Raw genomic sequence first — 23,765 nt, forward strand, 5'->3', positions numbered from 1 at the left:
GAAAGAGCCATCGTCCGCGGGGCGTCTGGTGAAGCTCACGAACTCCGCAAGCCGAGTGCACCGCGGGACCGCCGCGTCCGATGCGCCCGCCACCGGCGCCCGTCAGCGAGAGCGTTCCGCCAGGGTCAGCAGCAGGTGAGCGGATTCCGGACGAACAAAGTCGGAGTGGGCACCGGAGGGGTTAAGGCGGGTACGGCGGCTGCCGCGGTAGAGCCAGTCGGCGTCGATGTTGACCAGTCGGTGATCCAGGGCCTGCTGCGCATAGTCGGTACCGGTCGGCAGCAGCCTGGTGGAGAACTGGGGGACCGGCGCTGCCCCCGTGCCGGAGTGGCCGATCCCTGCCGTCTTCTCCGCGCGCAGGTGCCAGAAGCCCGTGGCGCGGTCCCATCGGGAATGGGTCAGAACGATCGGGCCGCGGAGCGGGGCGCCGGGACGCGTGGCCGTCGGGAACAGCGCACCGAAGTGGCGGAGGAACGCGTCGCGCGGAGCCGCCATCTGGAAGATCAGCATGCTGTCGACGGTGAAGGGACGACGGGAGTCGTGCGGCGTGCTCCAGCCGAGCACCGGCGGCCGCTCGGCCGCGCGCTGCACCGCCTCACACAGAAAACGTCCTCCGAAGGAGTGGCCCATCAGATGCAGATACTGGCCGGTCCGGTTGGCCAGCACCGCTGGACCAGCAGGGTCGGTCCGTTCGGCGTCCAGGTAGCCCAGCAAGTGCCCGATGACGTAGGGGGCATGCCCTTGCCCCTCGGCACTCATGGCATGTGCCCGGTCCCTGATCCGCACGTAGCCCTTCTTTCCCGGCAGGCTGGACGAAGGCCAGCGGACCACGACGCACCAAGGCCGGTATCCGGATTTGAGGGCCGGGTAGCGGCTCGGGGCGGACTCGTACAGTTCGACGGCCTGCTCCAGGAGGCGCAGGGCGGTCCGGGTCGCCTGAGCCGGCGGGGTCTGCCAGCCGTGGACGTAGACATGGATGTCGGTGACGGAGACCGGAAGTACGAGTCGGCGCGCCAGGTGCTCGGCGACCCGGGTCACCGGTACCGGTGACCCGCCGCCCGGGCCGGTCAGGCGGCCCTGCTCGTCGAGGTCGACCTCCACCGGGGACGCAAGCACAGGCCCACGGGAACTCAGCCCGGGCCGCTTGCGGGGTACGGTCATGAAACGAGGTCCAGACGCGTATTGATGCCACCATTCAGCGAATAGACAAGGGCCAGCGGGTTGTGGAACTCCCGCGCGAAGCGCCGCACCAGCCACTGGCCTATCGCACCCGCTGTATGCGCGCCACTCAGGTAGCGATCGAGGAAGGCGTACGCGTACTCGGCCGCGAAGGCTTCCGGGATCTCGATCTGCGGCGCGAGAACGCCGTCGGCCCCCTGGTCCACGAGTTCCTGCCCGAGGTGCTTCAGCCTTCCCGGATCCGCGGCCTTCGCCGAATGACAGGCGTTCAGCAGCACGAAGGGCTTGAAACGCGATTGCGGGCTTCGGAGGTACAAGCGTCGTTTACGTCTCACCACAGGACCGTCGATGTCCTCGGTGTCGGACAGCCGTACGGTCAGGACCTGACTGGAGGCACCCGTGTGCACAAAGCGGCCGTGGCACCAGAAATACATGACGTCCTCGTGCAGCACGGAACGCGAAAGGGCCTCCATGAGTTCGCTTCCGCGCGTACGGACGGTCAGCAGGGAACGCTCCTCCAGCATCTTCTGAACCTCGTGCGCCCGGGTCACGTGATCAAGGGCCGTGTCCTTGTTGAGGCTGGCGGTGGCCCGCTCACGGCGGCCCAGCGGGGCGTGGTCCCAGGGGTAACCGGCACGGGCCTGTTCGACCTGGTGCCGATGCCCGAGGAACGCCTCCCAGGGAGAGTCGCACTCTGCGGGGTCCACCGCGAGCATGGGCCAGGGAAGCTGCCACTCGGAGTCGAAACTGATGGCCAGTTGCCGCCCGCTCGCGAGAGAGCCCAGCAGAAACTCGCGGAAGCGGCCGAGGTCGTAACCCGTCCCGTCGAGCATCACATGAAGCAGATCGAAGCCCTCGTCGGCCAGCTTCGCCACCACCGGGTCGGTCAGCGCACGCAATTCGGTGAGATCGACCGACTCGGCCAAAGGACGACCGCCGACCTGCTGCCCGTTTCCGGGATCGGTGGACTCGTGGAAGACCACCTGATCGCGCCACATGGCCAGCAGCCGGTCCGCGCGATCCACCATCTCCTGCTCGGATATCTCCAGCGCTGCCTGGTGCAACGGCTCCGTTCCGCGCAGCGACATACCGTGCGCGTAGACACTCAGGCCCGTGCCGGACCGATACAGCCGCACGACCAGTTCGGCGGAGGCTGCGTCCGCCACGATGTCCGGCGAATGGCCGCGCCGAGGTGGCCTTCCCGAAAAGCGGTGGGAGGGGTCCTCAAGCACCTCCACACCGAGATCTTGCGCCATCGAGGTCAGTCCTCCCCATAACGTTGTGGTGCGTCCTCGCTCCCGGTGGGAGAACCCGATACACGGATGGTCGTCCGCAAGTCCTGCAACACCAGTCCGGTCGCGTGGTCGTAGAGCGTGAGACGGAGGTCGTGCTCCCCCCGCTCGTGCGCCGTCAGCACGAAGCGCGCCGGATCACCCTCGGGCTCGTACTCCGCCAGGGCCGGTTCCACCGAAGCGTCAGTCCGCCAGGAAGGGACCACCACCATCAGGGCCGGCCGAGGCGCGGTGCTCCCCTGCTCGCGGACCAGGCTGACCTCTATCGGTGTCGGGCTGTTCACCGTCGGCTCTTCGTCTCCTGCCAGCGACAGTTGGACCCGCCATGCCGGGCGCGCGGTGCGCAGCCGCCAGCGGAGCTCCTCCGTGTCAGGGTGATCCGCCCCGAAGACCCGCTCCCAACAGCCCAGCACCTCCGCGTCGGACGGCGCGGAATCCGGGTCGTTGGCCTCCAGGGACGCGAGAGCCAAGGTGGCGAGGCTCTCCAGCGTCAGCGGGTGGTCGGGACCGAAGACGTGGGAACGGGCAGCGTGGACGGCTCTCAGCAGCGCTACGGCCGCCGCGTGATCGCCCGTGTGGGCGAGGGTGTCGGCCAACTGAATGGCGAGGGTGGGCAGAAAGACGTCGTAACTCCGGGCGAAGACCTCGACGACCATGCCCTGGCGCAGGAGTTCGCCGGATCCCTCTGTCTCCGTGCCATCCTCGCCCGCGTCGGCGGCATTGCGGTGAACGTGGACGACGGCCTCGGTCGTCTCGGGCAGTTCCAGGTGCCCTGCCGACAATCGGGCCTGTGAGCGCAGCAGTTCGTTGAGGACCTCCAGCGCTTCCGCGGGCTGGCCGGCCTGCGACAGCGCGTGCGCCAGAACCGGCAGGTGGTCCAGCGTCTTGCGGTGCCGGACGCCGAAAAGCCGGGTGCAGTCGTCGACCAGCGCGCGGGCCATGAGCACCGCGTGGCCAGGGGAACCTACGTCCGCGATCAACCAGGCCAGGCTGCCACGTGCCCCGAGCGCCGCCGGATGCTCTTCGGGGAGAATTTCTTCATACCGCTTGCAGAGGTCTTCGAGGATGAGAACCGCCTGCTGTGGGTCGCCCATCTCACGGTAGGCGGATGCGAGGGCGCTGCGACAGTGCAGAGAACGGGGGTGGTCGGCGCCCCGCTCCTGATCACTGTCGTCGATCAGGACCAGAAGCTCGGCGACCCCCCGTACCCGGTCACCAAGCGCACGCCGGGACCAGGCCAGAGCTCTGCGCGCTGCCAGGGCCGCGCCGTGCCCGCGGCCCTGTACGCGGACGCGGTCCTCCACCAGCGACTCGCGGAAAGCCAGCGCCCGGGTGAGGTGACCCGCCTCCTCGTGCGCCAGCGCGAGACGTGTTCGGGCGTCGAGAGTCGTGACGTCGTCGGGCCCCCGCAACCGGGTGAGGTCCGCCACCAGCCGCGTAGCGGCCTCGACAGCACGGTCGGCCGTAGAAGGTCCCAGTAGTGTCCATACGGCAGCGCTGCGCAGATCGAGGGTGTCGGCGTGTTCGGCGCCCAGTATCCGCTCGTGGTCGCACAGCAGAACGTCCAGATCTCGCAGCGCTCCTGCCCGGTCGTCGGCCCACTCCCGCCAACGCGCCACGTTACGCCGCTCCCGCAGGACGTTGCGATGATCGGCGCCCTGGATGCGCGTGCGGTCCTCCACCAGTGCCTGGCCGAGCGCTATGGCCCGCTCGTAATCGAGACGCTCGGAGAGGACATAGGCCTGCAGCGTCCTGATCGCGAGTGTCTCGGTGTGTTCCGGACCGTGGAACCGTGTGTACTCCTCGACCAGCGTCTCGTACCCGACCATGGCTCGCTGGTACTGGCAGGACTCCCGCCACGCGTCTGTCAACAGCAGGCGAGCGTTAAGGGTGGCGATGTGGTCCCGGCCCCGTATCCGAGCGGTGTCGGACAGCAACTGCTCGGCCGCCTCCGCGGCCCGGACATAGTCGCCTGCGGCATTGTGCCCCCGGACCAGGTCGAAGCGCAGGGACAGTACGGCGGGATGATCAGGGCCGTCGATGCGCTCGCGCTCTTCGAGTACGGCCCGCAGCGTGCTGAGTGACGACCGGTGCCGACCCGCCGTTCGCCCGACGAGTGCGAGGCCCCGCCGCGAGCGCAGGGTGCGAGGATGCGCAGCCCCCCACTTCACGCTCCACGCGTCGACCGCCTCTGCGTACAGAGCGACGGCGCGGTCGTGCTGGCCATCCGCCGAACAGGCGTCCGCCAGGTTCTCAAGCATCAGCAGGGCGTCCGGAGCGTCCTCCCCCAGGAGCCTTCGCCGGTCGTCGAGCAGTGCGCTGAAACCGGCGATCGCACCCGCGTGGTCCTCGTCGTCCAGCCGGGCCAGCGCGAGAGCGTTGCGGTCATGCAGAGTGTCCGGAGCCTCCGGGCCCAGGAGCCGGGTGTGGTCCTCGATCAGTTTCCGGTACGCCGTGATCGCCTGTTCGTACTGTCCGGCTGACCGGAAGACCAGGGCTCTCCAGCTCCTGACGTTGAGCGTGTCCGGATGATCCGGTCCCTGGACCCGGGTGTGGTCGGCGATCAGCGCGTCAAACACCTCACCTGCCCTGTCGTACCGGCCTGCCGCGCGATGAGCCGCCCCTACCCGCAGTCGGACTACGAGGGTCATGGGGTGGTCGGGCCCGCGGAGCCGTTCGTAGTCCTCGGCCAAGGGCCCGTAGAGTTCCATGGCTTGCGCCAGACGGTCCTCCTCCGCGTACACCTGGGCGAGAGCCAGGCGTACGGCGAGCACGCGTGGATTGTCCGGGCCGAGAAACCGCTCCGTGTCCGCGCGCAGCGACTTCAGCTCTCGGACCGCGCCACCGTGGTCGCCGGCCCACTGCAAGGTACGCGCCAGTGCCTCGCGGATCGCGAAGACATGAGGGTGCTCGGTCCCCAGGACGTCGCTGCGATCCCGCACGACCTCATCGAGAAGCCTGAGCGCGGCCGGGAACTCGGAGGCTGCACGATGGGCGAAGGCCAGGTTGGCCCGAGCGGTCAGCGCCGCCGGATGCCGGTCGCCGTGCACGCGTGTCCGGTCCGCGACCAATGCCTGGCGCTCCCGCACCGAACGCCGGTGGTCTCCTGCCAGCTGCCAGGTGAAGGCCAGCATCGCCCGGGCCTGCAGCGTCTCCGGATGGTCCTTGTCCCTGACCCGGGTGTAGTCGGCGATCACCGCCTCGTACGCAGCGGCTGCCCGACCGTAGTCCGCACGGATCCGATGGATCGCCGCGATGTCATCGCGATAGAAGAGCGTGGCGGGATGGTCGGGCCCCTGTGCCCTTGCGCTGTCCGCCGCGAGCGACTCGAACTGGCGTAGGGCCACATCCGGCCCTTCGGCCTTGGCCACGGCCCAGCCCAGCTCGTGGCGGCTGCGCAGAGTGTCCGTGTGGTCCGCACCCTGCACCCGGGTCCGGTCGTCCACAACCTCCTGGTACAGGGCGACCGCTGTGCGCGGATCGCCCGCGGCCCTGTGCGCGGAGGCCAGCCAGCCGCGACTGGTCAGCGTGTCGGGGTGGTCCGGGCCGTGCTGGCGCCGCCGGTCCGCTATCGCCTGCTCGTAGAGGCTCAGCGCTGTGCGGTGCTCACCGGCCTGCAGATGGGCGTACGCGAGATTGGTGCGGCTCGCCAGTGTGTCCTTGTGCCGCTCTCCCAAGAGACGTTCACGGTCGGCCACGACCGCCCGGAACTCCTCGACAGCAGCCTCGTACCGGCCTGCCGTCTGCAGCGCGTAGGCCAGGTTGTTCCGGCTGGTGAGCGTGTCCGGATGGGCCTCACCCTGGATCCGGCGACGGTCGTCGACCACGGCCGTCAGCCCCTGCACAGCTCTGATGACCTCGCCGGCCTTACGGTGCGCGTACGCAAGCCGCTCCCGGGCCGCCAAGGTCTCCACAGCGTACTGGCCGTGGGACTGGACCCGGTCGAGGTAGACGTCCTGGCACAGCTGGACCGCGAACGCCGGATCGCCTGCCTTGGCGTGCAGCTCCGCCAGCCGGTCCCGGTCGTCGAGCGTGGTCTCGTGATCCACACTGAGCAGCCGTGTGCTGCCGTCGACGGCCAGCATCATCAAGGGAATCGCCAGGACATGCTGCTCCCGCGCGACAAGTTCGTCGGTGCCGAGCCGATACATGTCGACGGCTGCGGCATTCGGTCCGGCCGCGGGGCCCATCTCCGCGAGAGCCTGGATGTGCACCAGCATCTGCCGTACTCGCTCGGGAGAGGCCCCTGCAAGTTCGGCCGCCAACGCCGCCTCGGCGAGGTCGCGGGCCTCGGGCACCTCGGCCGGATCCGCACGCTGAAGGGTCTGCCGTACGAGCCGGTGCAGGCTCGGCCCCTCGGAGCCGAGTGTGACCAGGTGATAGGCCGCCAGCGCGGCAAGCGAGGACTCGACGTCCTGAAGACGCTGCCCCAGCCGGTCGACCACCTCGCGCGGTACAGCCTCGGGTGCGTACCAGGCCAGGGTGTGCAGAAGGGAGACGGCGGAGGGATGCGAAGATCGGATCGACTGCAGGCTGGTTCGCCAGATCCGGGCGATCGTCCGGTCCGAACCGCCCGTGCCGTCGCCCAGTACTGTGTCGGGCAGTCGGGCCAGCTTGTCCCGGTAGGCAGCGAAGCTGATGCCGGTCTCCCGCAGATACGCGCCGGCCTGGGCGAGAGCCAGTGGCAGGTGCCCGAGGTCCGCCGCCAGCAGGGATGCCTGCGAGGGGAGAGCACCGCCGGATCCGGTCGTGGGGGCGTCCACACTGAGGCCCGAAGTCCGGTGCAGCAGGGTGACGGCATCCTCGTGATCCAGCAGGTCCAGACTGACCAGAGCGGTGTTCGCGGGCCATCCGGTCGCGAGCCGACTAGTGGCGAGCTGATGACCGTGGCCGAGTAATCGCCCCAGAAAAGGGGTCAGTTCCTCAGGCCGCTCCACGTTGTCGTAGACGACCAGCCAGTCGGAGTGGGTCTCCAGCCATGTCAACGCCCACTCGGTACGTTCCTTGGCGGTGGCCTCGCGCGCCCACGTCGGATGCAGACGCAGCGTGAGGTCGCCGAATCCGGAGGTGATCTGCTCCTCTGTCTCGGCGACGATCCACCAGACGAGCTGGTACTGCTGGCGTTGGTCGTGGGCGTACCGGAGGACCAGAGCCGTCTTACCGATGCCACCCAAGCCACTCACCGTGGTGGTCTGAGTGACGACCCCGCCGCCGGTCCGCAAGGACGTTCCCAGTTGCGACAGGTCCAGGGCGCGGCCGATGAAGGGCTGCGACGGAAGCACGGGCAAGTTGTCCAGCCGAGAAGCGGGAGTGATCCGGACGGCGGATGCCTTCGCCTGACCGGACAGAACGATCGAGTGCCGCTCCAGGTGCGGATCACCGCCGGTGTGAGGAACTCCGACATCCTGACCTGGGACCGTCGGGTCGCTCTGCAGGACGGAGGGCACCGTGGCCTGCGACTCCCCAACGATGATCATGACGCCCCCGTGTCGACCATCCGCAACCTGCAGAGCGCTCAACTTTACTTACCGACATGGGCAGTTGTCAGGAGGGCGGGATCGAAAACCGGCACACGGCCAATCGACGCCAAGCGTCCCTGAACCGAACGGCGGAGATGAGCGACCGGCTCTCGGACGCCGTCGCGTTCGATAAAAAGCAAAAGCCCCAGGTCACGGCGAGTGAGTCCTGAGGCTTCTACAGAGCCGCCTTCGGGATTCGAACCCGAGACCTACGCATTACGAGTGCGTTGCTCTGGCCATCTGAGCTAAGGCGGCGCGTTGCCAGAACTATGGTGCGATCTGCAACGTCAGCAAGTCTACACAGTTTCCGGGGGTGCTCCGTACCGCCCCCGAACGCACCCCCGGTCCCCCGGCGATCAGGCCGCCGAGCAGCGCTTTCCCTTCTGCGGAGGGGTGCCTTCGAGCAGGTACTGGTTGATCGCGGAGTCGATGCAGGCGCTGCCGCGGCCGTACGCCGTGTGGCCGTCGCCGTCGTAGGTCAGGAGCGCCCCGGAGGAGAGCTGGGTGGCGAGGGCCTGCGCCCAGGGGTAGGGCGTCGCGGGGTCCCGGACCGTACCGACGACGACGATGGGCGCCGCGCCCTTCGCCTCGATGCGGTGCGGCTCACCCGTCGGCTTCACCGGCCAGTAGGCGCAGTTCAGCGAGGCCCAGGCGAGGCCCTTGCCGAAGACCGGGGAGGCCTTCTCGAAGTCGGGGACGCCCTTCTCGACCTCCTCGGGTGAGGCGAAGGCGGCGGGCAGGTCCAGACAGTTGACCGCCGCGTTGGCGGACATCAGGTTGGCGTACGTGCCGTCCGCCTCTCGCTCGTAGTAGCTGTCGGACAGCACGAGCAGGCCCGCGCCGTCCTTGTCCTTCATGGCCGTGGTGAGGGCCTCGCGCAGTTGCGGCCAGGCCCCCTCGTCGTACATCGCAGCGATGACACCGGTCGTGGCCAGCGCCTCGCCCAGCTTGCGGCCGTCCGCGTCGCCCGCGTCGATGGGGGCGGAGTCCAGCTGCCGGAAGAAGGCCTTCAGGTTCTCGCCGACCTGCTCGGGCGTCGTGCCCTTCCCGCCCAGCGGGCAGTCGGACTCCCCCACGCAGTCCTTCGCGAAGGACCGGAAGGCCGTCTCGAAGCCGGCCGTCTGGTCGCGGTTCAGCTGCCGCGCGGGCAGGGACGGGTCCATCGCGCCGTCCAGGACCAGCCGGCCGACGCGCTCCGGGTACAGGCCCGCGTAGGTCGCCCCGAGGAACGTGCCGTACGAGGCACCCACGTAACTCAGCTTCTCGTCGCCCAGCGCGGCCCGTACGACATCCATGTCACGGGCCGCCTCGACCGTGGACACGTGGCGCAGCAGGTTCGCCGAGCGCTGGCCGCAGGCCGCCGCGAACTCCTTGTAGGCGTCGACCAGTTCGGCGGTCTCGCGCGCGTTGTCGGGGGTCGTGTCCGTCTGTGTGTACGCGTCCATCCGCTTGCCCGTGAGGCATTCGACGGGCTCGCTGCGGGCGACGCCCCGCGGGTCCACCGCCACCATGTCGTAGCGGGCGCGCACCTTCGCCGGGTAGCCGATCCCCGCGTACGACTGGAGGTAGTCGACCGCCGATCCGCCCGGCCCGCCCGGGTTGACGAGCAGCGAGCCGATCCGCTTGCCCGGTCCGGTGGCCTTCTTGCGGGCCACGGCCAGCCGGATGTCGCCCTTGGCCGGCTCGGCGTAGTCGAGCGGCGCCTTCAGTGTGCCGCACTCGAAGCCGGCGACACCGCAGTCCCGCCACTTCGGCCGCTGCGCGTAGTACGGGGCCAGCGCGGACGGGGTGGCCTCGGGCAGCGCGTGCAGCGCCACGGACCCGGCCGGGCTCGCGGCGGTCGTCGAACTCCCCGCGGAGCAGGCGGAGACGAGGAGTCCGGCAACGGCGAACAGGGTGCCGTACGCGCGGAGGGAACGGTGGGCCCGGGACGACCCGGGCCGGCGCCTGGTGTACATCGACCGAGCGTAACCCTGTGCGACGACTTGATCGCTCAGAGTTGCCCGCATGCCTCGTACGAGTGACGCCGTCAACTCCCCGTTCGACCTGCGCCGACCCGCCACGTCAGCCCATGGAGTCCGCGTCAGCCCATGGAGTCCGCGTCTGTCCCGTAGGCCGGACCGCCGCGCGGATCCCGTCAGTCAGCCCGCCGTTCCGGCGCACCGCGCGGCCCGCCTCACCCCGCCCGCAGCGCCATCGTCATGGCTTCCACCGCGAGCAGCGGTGCCACGTTCCGGTCCAGGGCCTCCCGGCACGCGGCGATCGCCTCGATCCGGCGCAGGGTGGCCTCGGGCGACGAGCCCCGGGCCAGCCGGTCCAGCGCGTCCTGCATCTCCGTGTTGGCGAGGGCGAGGTCCGTGCCGAACTGCAGGGCGAGCACATCGCGGTAGAACGCCGTGAGGTCGATCAGGGCCAGGTCCAGGCTGTCGCGCTGCGTACGCGTCTTGCGGCGCTTCTGCTTGTCCTCCAGCTCCTTCATCACGCCCGCGGTGCCGCGCGGCATACGGCCGCCCTGGGCCGCGCCGAGGGCCGCCTTCATGTCCTCGGTCTCCTTGGCGTCGATCTCCTCGGCGACCTGCTTGGCGTCCTCGGAGGCCGCGTCGATCAGCTCCTGGGCCGCTTTGAGGCAGGCGCCCACGTCGTCGACGCGCAGCGGCAGCTTCAGGACGGCGGCCCGGCGCGCGCGGGCCCGCTCGTCCGTGGCGAGGCGCCGGGCGCGCCCGATGTGGCCCTGGGTGGCACGGGCCACGGCGGCGGCGATGTCCGGCTCGATGCCGTCGCGGCGCACGAGGACGTCGGCGACCGCGGCCACCGAGGGCGTCCGGAGCGTGAGGTGACGGCACCGGGAGCGGATCGTGGGCAGCACGTCCTCCAGGGAGGGCGCGCACAGGAGCCAGACCGTACGGGGGGCGGGCTCCTCGACGGCCTTCAGCAGGACGTTGCCCGCGCCCTCGGTGAGGCGGTCGGCGTCCTCCATGACGATGACCTGCCAGCGGCCGACCGCCGGGGACAGCTGGGCGCGGCGGACCAGGTCGCGCGTCTCCTTCACACCGATGGAGAGCAGATCGGTGCGGATGATCTGCACGTCCGCGTGCGTACCGACCAGGCTCGTGTGGCAGCCGTCGCAGAAGCCGCAGCCGGGGGCACCGCCGAGGGCGCGGTCGGGGCTGACGCACTGCAGGGCCGCAGCGAAGGCGCGCGCGGTGGTGGAACGGCCCGAGCCCGGCGGCCCCGTGAAGAGCCACGCGTGCGTCATCTTCGAGGCCTCGGGCAGCGGGGTGTCGGCGGCCACCGCGGTGACCAGGGCGTCGGCGTCCCGCGCGGCGGCCTCAAGCTGCTCACTCACCTTCTCCTGGCCCACCAGGTCGTCCCATACGGTCATGGGGCGCCGCCCTTTCGTCGAACCTGCCGTCGCCGGCGCAGCCGCCGACGCAACCACTGTCATCGCCACAGCCGCAGCCGCGCCTTTTGTCGCACGTGTGCCTGCTGCGTCCCATTGTGCGGGAGGGCACTGACAACGAGGCCCGGACGCCGGCACGGTCCCGCTGCCGACGTCCTGCGGACATCCTGCCGACGCCTCTACGGGCGCCCGCTGCCGTCAGCGCCGCCGGCGCCCGTTCCCCTCGTCCCGCTCGTCGTCGTCCCGCGGGCCCAGCAGTTCGTCGGCGAGCGTCGGCAGGTCGTCCAGCGGAGTCTCCTCCGCCCAGTCCGAGCGGGGACGCCGCCGGGGCCTGCCCTCGGCGTCGACCTGGGGCAGCTCACGAGTGCCGCCGTCGGAGGCCCCGGCCCCCGCCTCATAGCCGTTCCCGTAGCCGTTCCCGTACCCGGGAGGCACCCGGTCCTCGGGCTCACGGCCACGCTCGTCCCGTACCGGAGGGAAGACCGCCGTCTCGTCCGCGGCGGGCTGCGGACGGACCGGCGGCAGCACCGCGGTCTCGTCGGCGGCGCCCTGCGGAGGCTGCGGCACCTGCGGCAGCACGGCCGTCTCTTCACCGGCCGAACCGCCGACCGCACCGGCGGCCGAACCGGCGTGCGGACCGGCAGCCGGCCGGGCGTCCTGCGGCGGCACCGGAGGCAGCACGGCCGTCTCGTCGACCGGACCTCCGGACGCGTTCGTGGGCGTCACCATGGGCGTCTGCACGGTGCTCTCGTTGTCCGGGCTCTCGTCGCCCGGGCGCTCGTCGCCCGAGTTCGCGGTGCCCGCGCTCTCACGGCCCGGACCACCCGCCGCCCGACCGGACCCAGCCCCGCCGGAAGGCGCGGAGCCCGCAGCCGCGGGCCCTGCGGACGCGGACGACGCGGCCGCCTCCCGCGCCGAGGCCGCCGCAGCCGCGGAAGCGGTGGTGGCCGCCGCCACAGCGGCTGCCGCCTCCGCCGCCCGCCGCGCCTCCTCGGCCCGGACCAGCGCCTCCTCGGCCTTCCGCTGCTTCTCCAGGCGCCGCTCCTCGGCCTCGGCCCGCAGCCGCGCCTCCTCCTCGGCCTGCTTGCGCCGGCGCTCCTCCTCGGCCGCGCGGGCCTTCTCCTCGGCGAGCTGCCGGGCCTTCTCCTGCTCGGCACGCACGCGTGCGGCCTCGGCGCGCTGCCGGGCCTCCTCGGCCTGCCGCTCGGCCTCGCGCCGCTGCGCCTCTTCCAGTTCGAGCCGCTTGCGCTCTTCCTCCTCCGCGCGCAGCCGGGCGAGCTGTTCCTGGCGCTCGCGCTCCAGCCGCTCCTCCTCGGCCTTGCGGGCGGCCTCTTCCTCGGCCTTGCGGCGCGCCTCTTCCTCGGCGGCCTTGCGTGCCTCCTCCTTGGCCTTGATCTCGGCCTCGGAGAGCGGCAGCACCACGTCGAGCCGGTGCCGGATCACGGTCGTGACGGCCTCGGGCTCCTGCCCGGCGTCGACGACCAGGTAGCGGCCGGGGTCGGCGGCGGCCAGCGTCAGGAAACCGGAGCGCACGCGCGCGTGGAACTCGGCGGGCTCCGACTCCAGCCGGTCGGGCGCCTCGGTGAACCGCTCGCGCGCGGTCTCCGGCGCCACGTCCAGCAGGACCGTCAGATGCGGTACGAGCCCGTCCGTGGCCCAGCGGTTGATGCGGGAGACCTCGGTGGGGGACAGATCGCGTCCCGCTCCCTGGTAGGCCACCGAGGAGTCGATGTACCGGTCCGAGACCACGACCGCGCCCCGCTCCAGCGCGGGCCGCACCACGGTGTCCACGTGCTCGGCGCGGTCGGCGGCGTACAGCAGGGCCTCCGCGCGGTGCGAGAGGCCGGCCGACGACACGTCGAGCAGGATCGACCGCAGCCGCTTGCCGACGGGGGTGGCGCCCGGTTCGCGCGTCACCACGACCTCGTGCCCCTTGGCTCGGATCCACTCCGCGAGGGCCTCGGCCTGGGTGGACTTGCCGGCCCCGTCGCCGCCCTCCAGGGCGATGAAGAACCCGGCGTCGGTGGGTGCCTGCACCGGGTCGTCACCGCCGCGCAGCGCGTCCCGCAGGTCGTGCCGCAGGGGCACTCCGGAGCGGTCGTCGGCCTTGGCGAGGACCAGTGCGGCGACCGGCAGGAGCAGCGCGCCGACGAGCATCAGGGTGAAGGCGGCGCCGCCGTGCGCGAACACGAACTTGCCGTTCTCCAGGCGGTGCGGACCGATGGCGGCCGCCACGAGCGGCGCCACCAGGACACCTACGGCGACGAAGACCCGTACGACCGCGTGCAGGTGTTCCGTCGTCCGCGCGCGGCGGTAGTCCTCGGCCTCCTGGTCGAGCAGGGCGTGGCCGGTGTTGGCGGCGACGCCCGCGCCGATGCCGGCGAGGCCGACGATCAGGAGCACGGTGGTGACGTCGGGGACGAGTCCGGCGGCGAGCAGCGCGATGCCGGTGAAGGCGATGGCCAGGGCGAGCAGCCGCCGGCGCGACAGGGACGGCAGCAGCCTGGGCGCCGTACGGATGCCGACCACGACCCCGCCGGTCACCGCGAGCACCAGCAGTCCGAAGGTCACCGGGCCGCCGCCCAGGTCCTTGGCGTGCAGCACGGCCACGGCGACGGCCGCCGCGACGGCTCCGGCGACGGCCGCGCAGGCGAGCACCAGGAGCGGGATGGCCCCGGTACGGCCCTTGTCGATGCCCGAACCCGTCCTGGGGCGGCGCAGTCCCTCCAGCGGCGACCGCGCGCGCGGGGTGCGTACGTCGGGCAGTTCGAGGAAGGTGAGCACCGACAGGGACGCGGCGAACAGGCCCGCCGAGACGTACGAGGCGAGTGCCGCCTGGTGCTGGTCGAACCACGCGAGTCCGGCGCCCAGCAGGTTGTTGAGGAGCCCGGCGACGACGAGCACCGCCGCCGCGAGGGGCGCCGCGACGAATCCCGTACGCAGGGCGAGGCGCCGCAGGGCGTCCATGTGGTCCGGCAGCGGCCGTACCGTCGCGCCCTCCAGGGGCGGCGCGGGCAGCAGCGCGGGCGCCGCGCTCTCGCGGCACACCGTCCAGAAGCGCTCGGCGACCCCGATGACGAACGCCGTCACGAGGAGCACGGCCAGCGCGTTCTCGGGGGTCCAGTCGATCCACAGGGGCGCGATGATCAGCAGGACGGCTCGTACGCCGTCCGCGCCGACCATGGTCCAGCGGCGGTCGAGCGGACCGTCCTGCGCGGTGAGGGAGGTGAGCGGGCCCAGCAGCACCGCTCCGAAGAGGAGTGTCGCGAGGATGCGTGCTCCGAAGACCGCCGACACGGCGAGGGCCACTCCGCGGTAGCCGCCCCCGAAGGAGCCGTCGGACACGGCCGCCTGGAGGGCGAGCAGAACCAGCACCAGCAGGGCGAGGGCGTCACCGACGCCGCTCACCAGCTGGGCGCTCCACAGCCGCCTCAGTTGCGGCACACGCAACAGCGCCCGGACGGCTCGCTCCCGTGAGTCTGCGACCAGGGAGTCGTCGGGGGCCGGAGTGTGGGCCGTTGGCTGCTCGGCTCGCGTCATCCCGCCAGCCTATCCGGACGCACCCGGTCCCCGAAGAGGGCCCCGAACATGCGAACGCCCTCGACACCAAGTGGTGTCGGGGCGTTCGTTCCGGGTACCGAAGGTGAGTTGATCTCCGTGAAGAACGGCTCAGTCCTCGGCGGTCGCCTTGGCGGCCGTGGCCTTCGCTGTCGTCTTCTTGGCGGCCGTCTTCTTCGCGGTGGTGGTCTTCTTTGCGGCCGTTTTCGTAGCAGCCGTCTTCTTTGCCGCTGTTTTCTTCGCCGGGGCCTTCTTGGCGGGTGCCTTCTTCGCCGCCTTCTTGGCCGTCTTCTTGGCCGGTCCCTTGGCCCGCTTCTCCGCGAGCAGCTCGAAGCCCCGCTCCGGAGTGAGCTCCTCGACGCTGTCGCCGGAGCGCAGGGTCGCGTTGGTCTCGCCGTCGGTGACGTACGCGCCGAAGCGGCCGTCCTTGACGACGACGGGCTGCCCGCTGACCGGGTCGGCACCCAGTTCCTTCAGCGGCGGCTTGGCGGCGGCGCGGCCCCGCTGCTTGGGCTGCGCGTAGATCGCGAGGGCCTCGTCCAGCGTGATCGTGAAGAGCTGGTCCTCGCTCGTGAGGGAACGGGAGTCGGTGCCCTTCTTCAGATACGGGCCGTAGCGGCCGTTCTGCGCGGTGATCTCCACGCCCTCGGCGTCCGTGCCGACGACGCGCGGCAGCGACATCAGCTTGAGCGCGTCCGCGAGCGTCACCGTGTCCAGGGACATCGACTTGAACAGCGAGGCCGTACGCGGCTTCACGGCGTTCTTGCCGGTCTTCGGGGTGCCCTCGGGCAGCACCTCGGTGACGTACGGGCCGTAGCGGCCGTCCCGGGCGATGATCTGGTGGCCCGACTCGGGGTCGGCGCCCAGCTCGAAGTCGCCGCTCGGCTTGGCGAGTAGTTCCTCGGCGAGCTCGACGGTCAGCTCGTCGGGTGCCAGGTCCTCGGGCACGTCGGCGCGCTGGTGGTTCTCGGAGTCCTTCTCGCCGCGCTCCACGTACGGGCCGTAGCGGCCGACGCGCAGCATGATGTCGCTGCTGTCCACGCGGAACGACGACACCTCGCGGGCGTCGATGGCACCGAGGTCGGTGACGAGTTCCTTGAGGCCGCCGAGGTGGTCGCCGTCGCCGTTGCCCGCCTCCGCGGCGCCGGTCGCCTCGCCCTCGCCGAAGTAGAAGCGCCTGAGCCACGGGACGGACTGGGCCTCGCCCCGCGCGATGCGGTCGAGGTCGTCCTCCATCTTGGCGGTGAAGTCGTAGTCGACGAGCCGCCCGAAGTGCTTCTCCAGGAGGTTGACCACGGCGAAGGACAGGAAGGAGGGCACCAGGGCCGTCCCCTTCTTGAACACGTAGCCGCGGTCGAGGATCGTGCCGATGATCGACGCGTACGTCGACGGGCGGCCGATCTCGCGCTCTTCGAGCTCCTTGACCAGGCTGGCCTCGGTGTAGCGGGCCGGGGGCTTGGTCGCGTGGCCGTCGACCGAGATCTCCTCGGCGGACAGCGGGTCGCCCTCCTCGACCTGCGGGAGGCGGCGCTCACGGTCGTCCAGCTCGGCGTTCGGGTCGTCCGCGCCCTCGACGTACGCCTTCAGGAAGCCGTGGAAGGTGATCGTCTTGCCGGACGCGCTGAACTCGGCGTCCCGGCCGTCGGAGGACCTGCCCGCGATCTTGACGGTGACGGAGTTGCCGACCGCGTCCTTCATCTGGGAAGCGACGGTCCGCTTCCAGATCAGCTCGTACAGCCGGAACTGGTCGCCGGTCAGACCCGTCTCGGCCGGGGTGCGGAAGCGGTCGCCCGAGGGGCGGATCGCCTCGTGCGCCTCCTGCGCGTTCTTCACCTTCCCGGCGTACGTACGCGGCTTGTCCGGCAGGTAGCTCGCGCCGTAGAGCTGCGTGACCTGAGCGCGGGCCGCGGTGATCGCGGTGTCCGAGAGGGTCGTGGAGTCCGTACGCATGTAGGTGATGAAGCCGTTCTCGTACAGCTTCTGCGCCACCTGCATCGTGGACTTCGCGCCGAAGCCGAGCTTGCGGCTCGCCTCCTGCTGGAGCGTGGTCGTACGGAACGGTGCGTACGGCGAGCGTCGGTACGGCTTCGACTCGACGGACCGTACGGCGAAGTCGGTGTTCTCCAGGGCGGCGGCCAGCGCGCGGGCGTTGGCCTCGTCCAGGTGAAGGGTGTTCGCGCTCTTGATCTGCCCGAGCGAGTCGAAGTCACGGCCCTGGGCGACCCGCTTGCCGTCGACCGCGGTCAGCCGGGCGACCAGGTTCGACGGGTCGCTGCGGTCGCCTGCGCGGCCGGTGCCGAAGGTGCCGGTCAGGTCCCAGTACTCGGCGGAGCGGAAGGCGATGCGCTCGCGCTCCCGCTCGACGACGAGACGGGTCGCGACCGACTGGACGCGGCCGGCCGACAGCCGCGGCATGACCTTCTTCCACAGGACCGGCGAGACCTCGTAGCCGTAGAGGCGGTCGAGGATACGGCGGGTCTCCTGGGCGTCGACCATGCGCTGGTTGAGCTCGCGCGGGTTGGCGACGGCGCTGCGGATCGCGTCCTTGGTGATCTCGTGGAAGACCATCCGGTGGACGGGGACCTTGGGCTTCAGTACCTCAAGGAGGTGCCACGCGATGGCCTCGCCCTCGCGGTCCTCATCGGTTGCGAGGAAGAGCTCGTCGGAATCCTTCAGCAGGTCCTTGAGCTTCTTTACCTGCGACCTTTTGTCAGCGTTGACCACGTAGATCGGCTGGAAGTCGTTCTCGACGTCCACGCCGAGCCGACGCACCTCGCCGGTGTATTTCTCGGGCACCTCCGCGGCGCCGTTGGGGAGGTCGCGGATGTGCCCGACACTCGCTTCGACGACGTATCCGGGGCCGAGATAGCCCTTGATCGTCTTCGCCTTGGCAGGCGACTCGACGATGACGAGTCGGCGGCCGCCGTGTGCGGTCTCGCTGGTCGGGGACAACTTCGCTCTTCTCTCCGGTCGACGCAGGGGGTCTCGCCCCAGGCCTTGAACCCGGGGGTCGGGTCATGCTGACGCTGCGGAGTGTGACGGTACATCCCGCCCCCGTGTCAAACGGGAAAAGCCCGCAACGGCCACTCGAACGGTAACCCGACTCCCGCCATTCCTGCCGCCCGGAGTGCCGACCTGCCCTTTCCGGAACATCCGGAGCGTGACCTCTCAATTACCGGGGAGAAGAAGTTCGACCGGCGTCGATCTTGCTCGCGCCCGCAGCCGTACGGCGATTCCAGGACAGCAAAGACGGTGTTTCCCGGACAGCGGGCCGGTGTTGCCCGGGTGACAGGGCGGCATCGAGCGGACAGCGGGAGGCACTGGCCCAGGAGCGGGGCCGACCGGCGCGTCGCCGGCGGCCGGGACTCAGACGCGAGTGAAACACCACACCGCGAGGAGCACGGCGGCCGTCCCGGCGAAGCCCGCGACCGCCACCGATGCGACGGGGCTCACTCCGAGGGCGACGGGAGCACGCTGCCTCAGCCGGACCGCGGTCCACAGCAGCAGTCCGCCTCCGAACAGGGCGAACACCGATCCCGTGAAGATCGCCGGTCCGCTCTCCATGGCTCGTCCCTCCACCCTCGTGTGTCACCGGGTCCCGCCCTTGCGGGGCCCGGGGCTCGCTGTCGCGTGCTCCGGTCGGGACGCTGGCACCTCCGGGAGGCCGGAATCCCAACCCGAGGTGAACGGGAGACGGCCGACTCCGTGCGCCCCGATGCGGGGCGGCTCACACCGCGAAACCGCACCGCTGCCGCACGGACCGCCGCACCGCTGCCACGCCACTCCCGCACCAGGAGCGGACGGGGAGCGCACCGGGAGCGGGGAGCCCGGAAGACGCCGGCCACCGCACGCACCCGAAGCCGACCACGCCTTCGGGTGGAGTCCGTCACACCGCGCCGGGCGCCGGTATCTTTCCGCTCGTCCGCACGCCGTCGGCACGGGTCACCGTGCACACCGTCATGGTGAATCCCTGGTTCCAGGAGTACTTGTCGGTCAGCCAGCCCTGGACGACCCACTCGGTGTCGGGCGCCCAGGTCGACTCGAACTTGTTGCTGCAGAGCTTGGGCGCGTCGTTGAGTGCCTTCTTGAACTTCATGTTCGCCGGAGCGTGGACGACGCCTATGACCTGGTTGTCGTGCAGCTCGTCGCAATCGGTCAACGCAGCCCTGTAGAACTCCTTCTCCATCTGGACGTTCCAGCAGTCGCCGTCGACCATCTGACCGGTGAACAGCTCCGACCCCTCCTCCCGGAAACGGCCGACGGCGCCACCGATGGCGGCATGCCGTCCCAGTACGAGACATGCCGTACGGGCCTCGGCCTTCTCGAAGCCGCGCTCCGTCGGCGTCACGGTGTAGAGGTCCGCGTCGGGCAGCGCGTCGGCGATCTCCTCGCCCTGCCGCTCACAGCGCCTCGCGCCCTCGGCGCGGGCGTCGGCGTAGTCGGCCGCCGTGTCCACGGCCACCACCTGGCCGTCCGGGTGGTCCTTCGCGCAGTCCACGACGCCGAGGTTCGGCACCGACCTGAACGGTGTTCCGGGCCAGACGGCCCGTACGCAGTCCCCGGTCTTCAGCGGCTTTTTGAGCCCCACCTTCTTGCCGTACGGGAGGGCCGGCCCCGTGTCGCCCGACGCGGGCGATGTCGTGCCGCCTCCCTTCGCCTCCTTCTTGTCGTCGCCGCTGAACGTGAGGGCCGCCAGTGCGACGCCGCCGACCACCAGAACCAACGCCGTGACGACCGTGAGGACCGCTGCGGTGGACAGGACGCGTCGTGTGTCGTCCCGGCCACCGCCGGCATCGGTGACCGCCGTCGGACCGCTCCCGTAGGGCGGGGCCCCACCGCCGACGTAGGGCGGGACCGGGCCGGCGCCCCCGTAGGGCTGCGGAGTCTGCGGAGATCCGCTGCTCCCGTACGGCGAGGAGGACTCGCCCGCGTACGGATTCCAGGCCCTGTACGGCCCCTGCGCCCCAGGCCCCTGCCAGGGGTCCTGCCCGCCGCCCGGCGGGCCCTGCGGAGAGGGACCGCCCGGTGTGTGCGGTGTCTGCGGAGTGCTGCGGCCCTGAGGGGTGTGCGAGGGCGGGAACTGCGGCGAGTTCCCGGCCGGGGACAACCCACCGGGGGCCTCGGGGAGCGGGCCGGGCGGCCCGGAACCCGGGGTGGAGGCGGGAGTCCGGGCCCCGCCCCATGGATCACCCGGCCCCGCGGCGGGCGCGGCCCCGGCGGCCCCGGGAACCACCCCGGGCGGCCCGAAGACCCCGCCCGGCGGGCTCTGCAGGACGCGCTCAAGCCCTCGTGTCACCGCCTCCGGCGAGAACCTGCGCACCGGGTCCTTCACCAGCAGGCCGTGCAGCACCGGCGCCAGTTCACCCGCCCGCTGCGGCGGTGTGGGTTCCTCGCTGAGCAGGGCCGTCAGGGTCGCGTACTCCCCGTGCCGGTCGAACGGGCCGCGCCCCTCGACCGTCGCGTACAGGGTGGCGCCGAGCGAGAACATGTCGGCGGCCGGGGTGGGCGGCTCACCGCGGGCCCGCTCCGGCGACAGGTACCCCGGCGTACCGAGGATGCCGGCCGTGGCCGTGAGGCGGGGCTCGCGGGACTCGGGCTGCAGCGCGATGCCGTAGTCGGTGAGCAGCACGCGCGCGAAGGGATCGCCCGAGGCGTCCGGGGCCAGCAGGATGTTGGCGGGTTTCACATCGCGGTGGAGGATCCCGATCCGGTGCCCGGCGGTGAGCGCGTCGAGCACACCGAGCCCGATCCGGGCCGTCTGCACGGGCGTCAGCGGCCCCGACCGCCGGACGACCGTCTGGAGGTCGACCGCGTCCGGCACGAACTCCATGACGATCCAGGGCAGCCCCTCGTGCATCAACACGTCGTGCACGGTGGCCACATGGGGGTGGCCGCGCAGCCGCGCCGCGTTCCGTGCCTCGCTGCGGGCCCGGGCGATGCGCTCCTGGGCCCCCGGCTCCACCCGGTCGGGAGAACCCTCGCCCGCGGACTCGCCCGGCTCCATCGGCACATCGGGCAGGTTGATCTCCTTCATGGAGACCTCGCAGGCCAACTCCTCGTCGTACGCGAGCCAGACGCGGCCCATGCCGCCCGCGCCCAGCGTGCGCAGCAGCCGGTACCGGCCTCCGATCCGCCTGCCTTCACCCCGACCCGGTGTGTCCCCCGACATACAGCCTCCCCCGAGACAGCGCGCCTCCCCCGAGGACGCGTGCGTTCTGTCTCTCGAAGGTAGCTTCGCACGGACCACTGACAGGAGCCCTTTTGCGTACCAATCGCGCCAGAACCGACACATCAGGCTCATCGGCGCGGATACACATCAGTCGTGTCGCCGCCGACCGGTCGCCGACGACGAGTTCACGTCAGCGGGCGGGTCCGGGGCACCGCCGCGCCGGCCGCTCCCGCCGGCCTCTCGGCGCCTTTCGGTGCCCCATTGCGCCACCGCGCCGCCGCGGGGTCAGCGTGCCACGGGCTCGATGAACCCCTGCTCGACCAGCAGCCGGATCTGGGCGGGCGTCCGGTCGCGCAGCAGCACGGGATCCTCCCCGACCAGTTGGGCGATGGCGTCCAGGATGCGTCCCGCGCTCAGCGTGCCGTCGCAGACGCCCGCGAAACCGGCGCCGACCGTGTCCACCTTCGTGGCCCGCCGCATCCCGCGGTGCTGGCGCAGGACGACATGTTCCGGGTCCTCGGCGCCGGGCAGGCCGACCTGCTCCTGCACGATCTCGGCGCCCAGCCTGAAGTGCGCCGCCAGCAGGGCCGCGTCGTCGTGCTCACGCAGGTAGTCGACCCGCTCGAAATGCGCGCGCACGGCGTCGCCGAGCGGCTGCTCGACGGAGTGCGGCCACTCCTCCAGGACGACGGAGGGCGACGTGGCGTCCGACCTGCGCAGTGTGATCCAGCCGAAGCCGACGGCCTTCACCTTGCGGGCCTCGAACTCGTCCAGCCAGGCGTCGTACCGCGCCTGGTACTCCACGGGATCGGCGTGGTGGTCGCCCGCGTCGCGCAGCCACAGTTCGGCGTACTGCGTGACGTCCTGGACCTCGCGCTGCACGATCCACGCGTCGCAGCCGCGCGGCACCCAGGAGCGCAGCCGGTCCTGCCAGTCCTCGCCCTCCACGTGCTGCCAGTTGGCGAGGAACTGCGCGTATCCCCCCTCGTTCAGCCGGTCGCCCGCCTGCGTCACGAGCGTGCGGCAGAGATCGTCGCCGCCCATCCCGCCGTCGCGGTAGGTGAGCCGGGCGCCGGGGGAGATCACGAAGGGCGGGTTGGAGACGATGAGGTCGAACGTCTCGTCGCCCACCGGCTCGAAGAGGGAGCCCTCACGCAGGTCGGCCGCCGGAGCGCCGGACAGGGCGAGCGTGAGCGCGGTGATGTGCAGCGCGCGGGGGTTGAGGTCGGTGGCGCTCACGCGCGTGGCGTGCTGTGCGGCGTGCAGCGCCTGGATCCCGGAGCCGGTGCCGAGGTCGAGCGCGGAGGCGAAGGGGCCGCGCACGGTGATGCCCGCGAGCGTGGTGGACGCGCCGCCCACGCCGAGTACGACGCCTTCGTCATGGCTGCCGATGCCGCCGGCCCCGCCGACCGCGCAGCCCAGGTCCGAGACGATGAACCAGTCCTCGCCGCCCGGTCCGCCGTACGGCCGTACGTCGACGACCGCCGCGACCTCGTCCCCGCCCACGCGGGTCAGCCAGCCGCTCTCCAGGCAGTCCTCCACCGGCAGAACGTCCGCCACGCGCGCGTGCGGCACGGGCTGCTGCAGCAGGAACAGCCGTACGAGGGCTTCCAGCGGGGAGTCGCCCCGGGTGGCCCGGAGCGCGGGCACGGTCTCACTGCGGGCCAGCGCCGCGTACGCGGGGGCGCCGAGCAGGTCGAGCAGCCCGTCGGCGCTGAAGGAGGCGCCCAGGAGGGCGTCCCGCAGCCGTGCGGTGACGTCGGTGCGGTCGGACGAGGGCAGCGGTGCCAGGCTGGTGTTACTCACCCGCCCATTGTGACCCGCCCCCGGCGCCGCGCGGGCGGGCCCGCGCCGGAGGGCCTGAGCGGCACCCCGGCGCCGGACGGCGGCTCCGCCGCGGTTCAGCCCTTCGACGCCGAGGCGGACGGGGACGCGCTCTTGCAGCTCTCCTGCTTGGCCATCGCCTTGCCCACGTCGCCCTCCTCCAGCTTCGCGAGGGCGTCGTTGCCGCTCTGGCTCAACTTGTCCAGCTGGGTGGCGATCCCCTTCAGACCGTCGGCGAACTTCGCCTGGTCCTTGGTGTCGAGGTCGTCGACCTGCTTCTTGAGGTCGCCGTACGACGCGGAGATGGTGTTGAGCTCCTTGACGGCGTCCGTCTTCTTCTTGTCGCCGCCCTCCACGTCCGGCGCCCCGGCCTTGTTCACGGCGCTCCCGATCGCCTTGTAGGCGTCGGACATGTCCTGGAAGGCCTGGGCGTCGGTCTTCTGGACGTCCGCCGGGGTGCTGTTGTCCGAGGTCTGCTGCTGGATGGCGGTGTTGGCGGCCGAGATCTTCCTGGCCTGCGGCTTCACCGCGTCGCAGACCTGCTTGGCCCAGGCGTTCAGCTTGTCGCTGTTGTCGTCACTGCTGCTGCATCCCGACAGCGCCAGTACCAGTACCGCACCGCCGGACAGCGCGGCCGCGAGCTTCTTGTTCACCGGGTTGGTCCCTTCCATGGCTCTCGGCCCCGGAACATACACGGCAATCGGGCGACACCACCGTGACGAACATCCGTTTGGACCGCTATTGAAGCCATTTGCACCAGGCACGGAAGGGGCGAGATAAGGCTCACGAAACAGGGCGTACACACAGCCGTACGCACGGACGGG

At 71.1% G+C, this 23,765-nt stretch carries 11 protein-coding genes and 1 tRNA gene; all 12 read right to left on the reverse strand.

Annotated elements, in window-relative coordinates; genetic code table 11:
• Positions 1-102: 102 nt before the first annotated feature.
• Complete coding sequence (locus tag ACFWGJ_RS12750) at positions 103-1,116, reverse strand: hypothetical protein (RefSeq protein WP_387323116.1); 1,014 nt, start codon at positions 1,114-1,116, stop codon at positions 103-105.
• A 41-nt stretch (positions 1,117-1,157) separates the two neighbouring features.
• Positions 1,158-2,435 carry a CHAT domain-containing protein gene (locus ACFWGJ_RS12755; RefSeq protein ID WP_381832770.1) on the reverse strand — a complete coding sequence of 426 codons (1,278 nt, stop codon included), beginning with the start codon at positions 2,433-2,435 and terminating at the stop codon, positions 1,158-1,160.
• Positions 2,436-2,440: 5 nt separating this feature from the next.
• Complete coding sequence (gene fxsT / locus ACFWGJ_RS12760) at positions 2,441-7,948, reverse strand: FxSxx-COOH system tetratricopeptide repeat protein (protein ID WP_387323118.1); 5,508 nt, start codon at positions 7,946-7,948, stop codon at positions 2,441-2,443.
• Positions 7,949-8,171: 223 nt separating this feature from the next.
• A tRNA-Thr gene (locus tag ACFWGJ_RS12765) sits at positions 8,172-8,245 on the reverse strand.
• A gap of 101 nt (positions 8,246-8,346) precedes the next feature.
• Positions 8,347-9,948 (reverse strand): alpha/beta hydrolase, encoded by a 1,602-nt coding sequence (locus ACFWGJ_RS12770; RefSeq protein ID WP_381832392.1) that lies wholly within the window; start codon positions 9,946-9,948, stop codon positions 8,347-8,349.
• A 218-nt stretch (positions 9,949-10,166) separates the two neighbouring features.
• Positions 10,167-11,372, reverse strand: a complete 1,206-nt coding sequence (locus ACFWGJ_RS12775; protein WP_387323120.1) for a DNA polymerase III subunit delta' — start codon at positions 11,370-11,372, stop codon at positions 10,167-10,169.
• A gap of 216 nt (positions 11,373-11,588) precedes the next feature.
• Positions 11,589-14,930, reverse strand: coding sequence for a dTMP kinase (tmk, locus tag ACFWGJ_RS12780; RefSeq protein WP_387323122.1), 3,342 nt, complete (start codon positions 14,928-14,930; stop codon positions 11,589-11,591).
• 129 nt (positions 14,931-15,059) lie between these two features.
• Positions 15,060-17,900, reverse strand: coding sequence for a type I DNA topoisomerase (gene topA / locus ACFWGJ_RS12785; protein ID WP_387323124.1), 2,841 nt, complete (start codon positions 17,898-17,900; stop codon positions 15,060-15,062).
• Positions 17,901-18,314: 414 nt separating this feature from the next.
• Positions 18,315-18,512: a hypothetical protein gene (locus tag ACFWGJ_RS12790; protein ID WP_387323126.1), complete on the reverse strand. Its 198-nt coding sequence runs from the start codon at positions 18,510-18,512 to the stop codon at positions 18,315-18,317.
• Between the two features lie 322 nt (positions 18,513-18,834).
• On the reverse strand, positions 18,835-21,117 hold the full coding sequence (locus tag ACFWGJ_RS12795; RefSeq protein WP_387323128.1) for a protein kinase: 2,283 nt from the start codon (positions 21,115-21,117) through the stop codon (positions 18,835-18,837).
• Between the two features lie 285 nt (positions 21,118-21,402).
• On the reverse strand, positions 21,403-22,923 hold the full coding sequence (locus ACFWGJ_RS12800) for a methyltransferase (RefSeq protein WP_387323130.1): 1,521 nt from the start codon (positions 22,921-22,923) through the stop codon (positions 21,403-21,405).
• 95 nt (positions 22,924-23,018) lie between these two features.
• Positions 23,019-23,612: a small secreted protein gene (locus tag ACFWGJ_RS12805; RefSeq protein ID WP_387323132.1), complete on the reverse strand. Its 594-nt coding sequence runs from the start codon at positions 23,610-23,612 to the stop codon at positions 23,019-23,021.
• Between the last annotated feature and the right edge of the window lie 153 nt (positions 23,613-23,765).

The sequence above is a fragment of the Streptomyces sp. NPDC060205 genome, from assembly GCF_042728395.1.
Taxonomy (GTDB): domain Bacteria; phylum Actinomycetota; class Actinomycetes; order Streptomycetales; family Streptomycetaceae; genus Streptomyces.

What these genes read in the sequence shown, in the direction of transcription:
- tmk (WP_387323122.1), bottom strand. Translation starts at nt 14,930, where the DNA reads ATGACGCGAGCCGAGCAGCCAACGGCCCACACTCCGGCCCCCGACGAC.
- ACFWGJ_RS12790 (WP_387323126.1), bottom strand. Translation starts at nt 18,512, where the DNA reads ATGGAGAGCGGACCGGCGATCTTCACGGGATCGGTGTTCGCCCTGTTC.
- ACFWGJ_RS12805 (WP_387323132.1), bottom strand. Translation starts at nt 23,612, where the DNA reads ATGGAAGGGACCAACCCGGTGAACAAGAAGCTCGCGGCCGCGCTGTCC.
- ACFWGJ_RS12755 (WP_381832770.1), bottom strand. Translation starts at nt 2,435, where the DNA reads ATGGCGCAAGATCTCGGTGTGGAGGTGCTTGAGGACCCCTCCCACCGC.
- fxsT (WP_387323118.1), bottom strand. Translation starts at nt 7,948, where the DNA reads ATGATCATCGTTGGGGAGTCGCAGGCCACGGTGCCCTCCGTCCTGCAG.
- ACFWGJ_RS12795 (WP_387323128.1), bottom strand. Translation starts at nt 21,117, where the DNA reads ATGTCGGGGGACACACCGGGTCGGGGTGAAGGCAGGCGGATCGGAGGC.
- ACFWGJ_RS12770 (WP_381832392.1), bottom strand. Translation starts at nt 9,948, where the DNA reads ATGTACACCAGGCGCCGGCCCGGGTCGTCCCGGGCCCACCGTTCCCTC.
- ACFWGJ_RS12775 (WP_387323120.1), bottom strand. Translation starts at nt 11,372, where the DNA reads ATGACCGTATGGGACGACCTGGTGGGCCAGGAGAAGGTGAGTGAGCAG.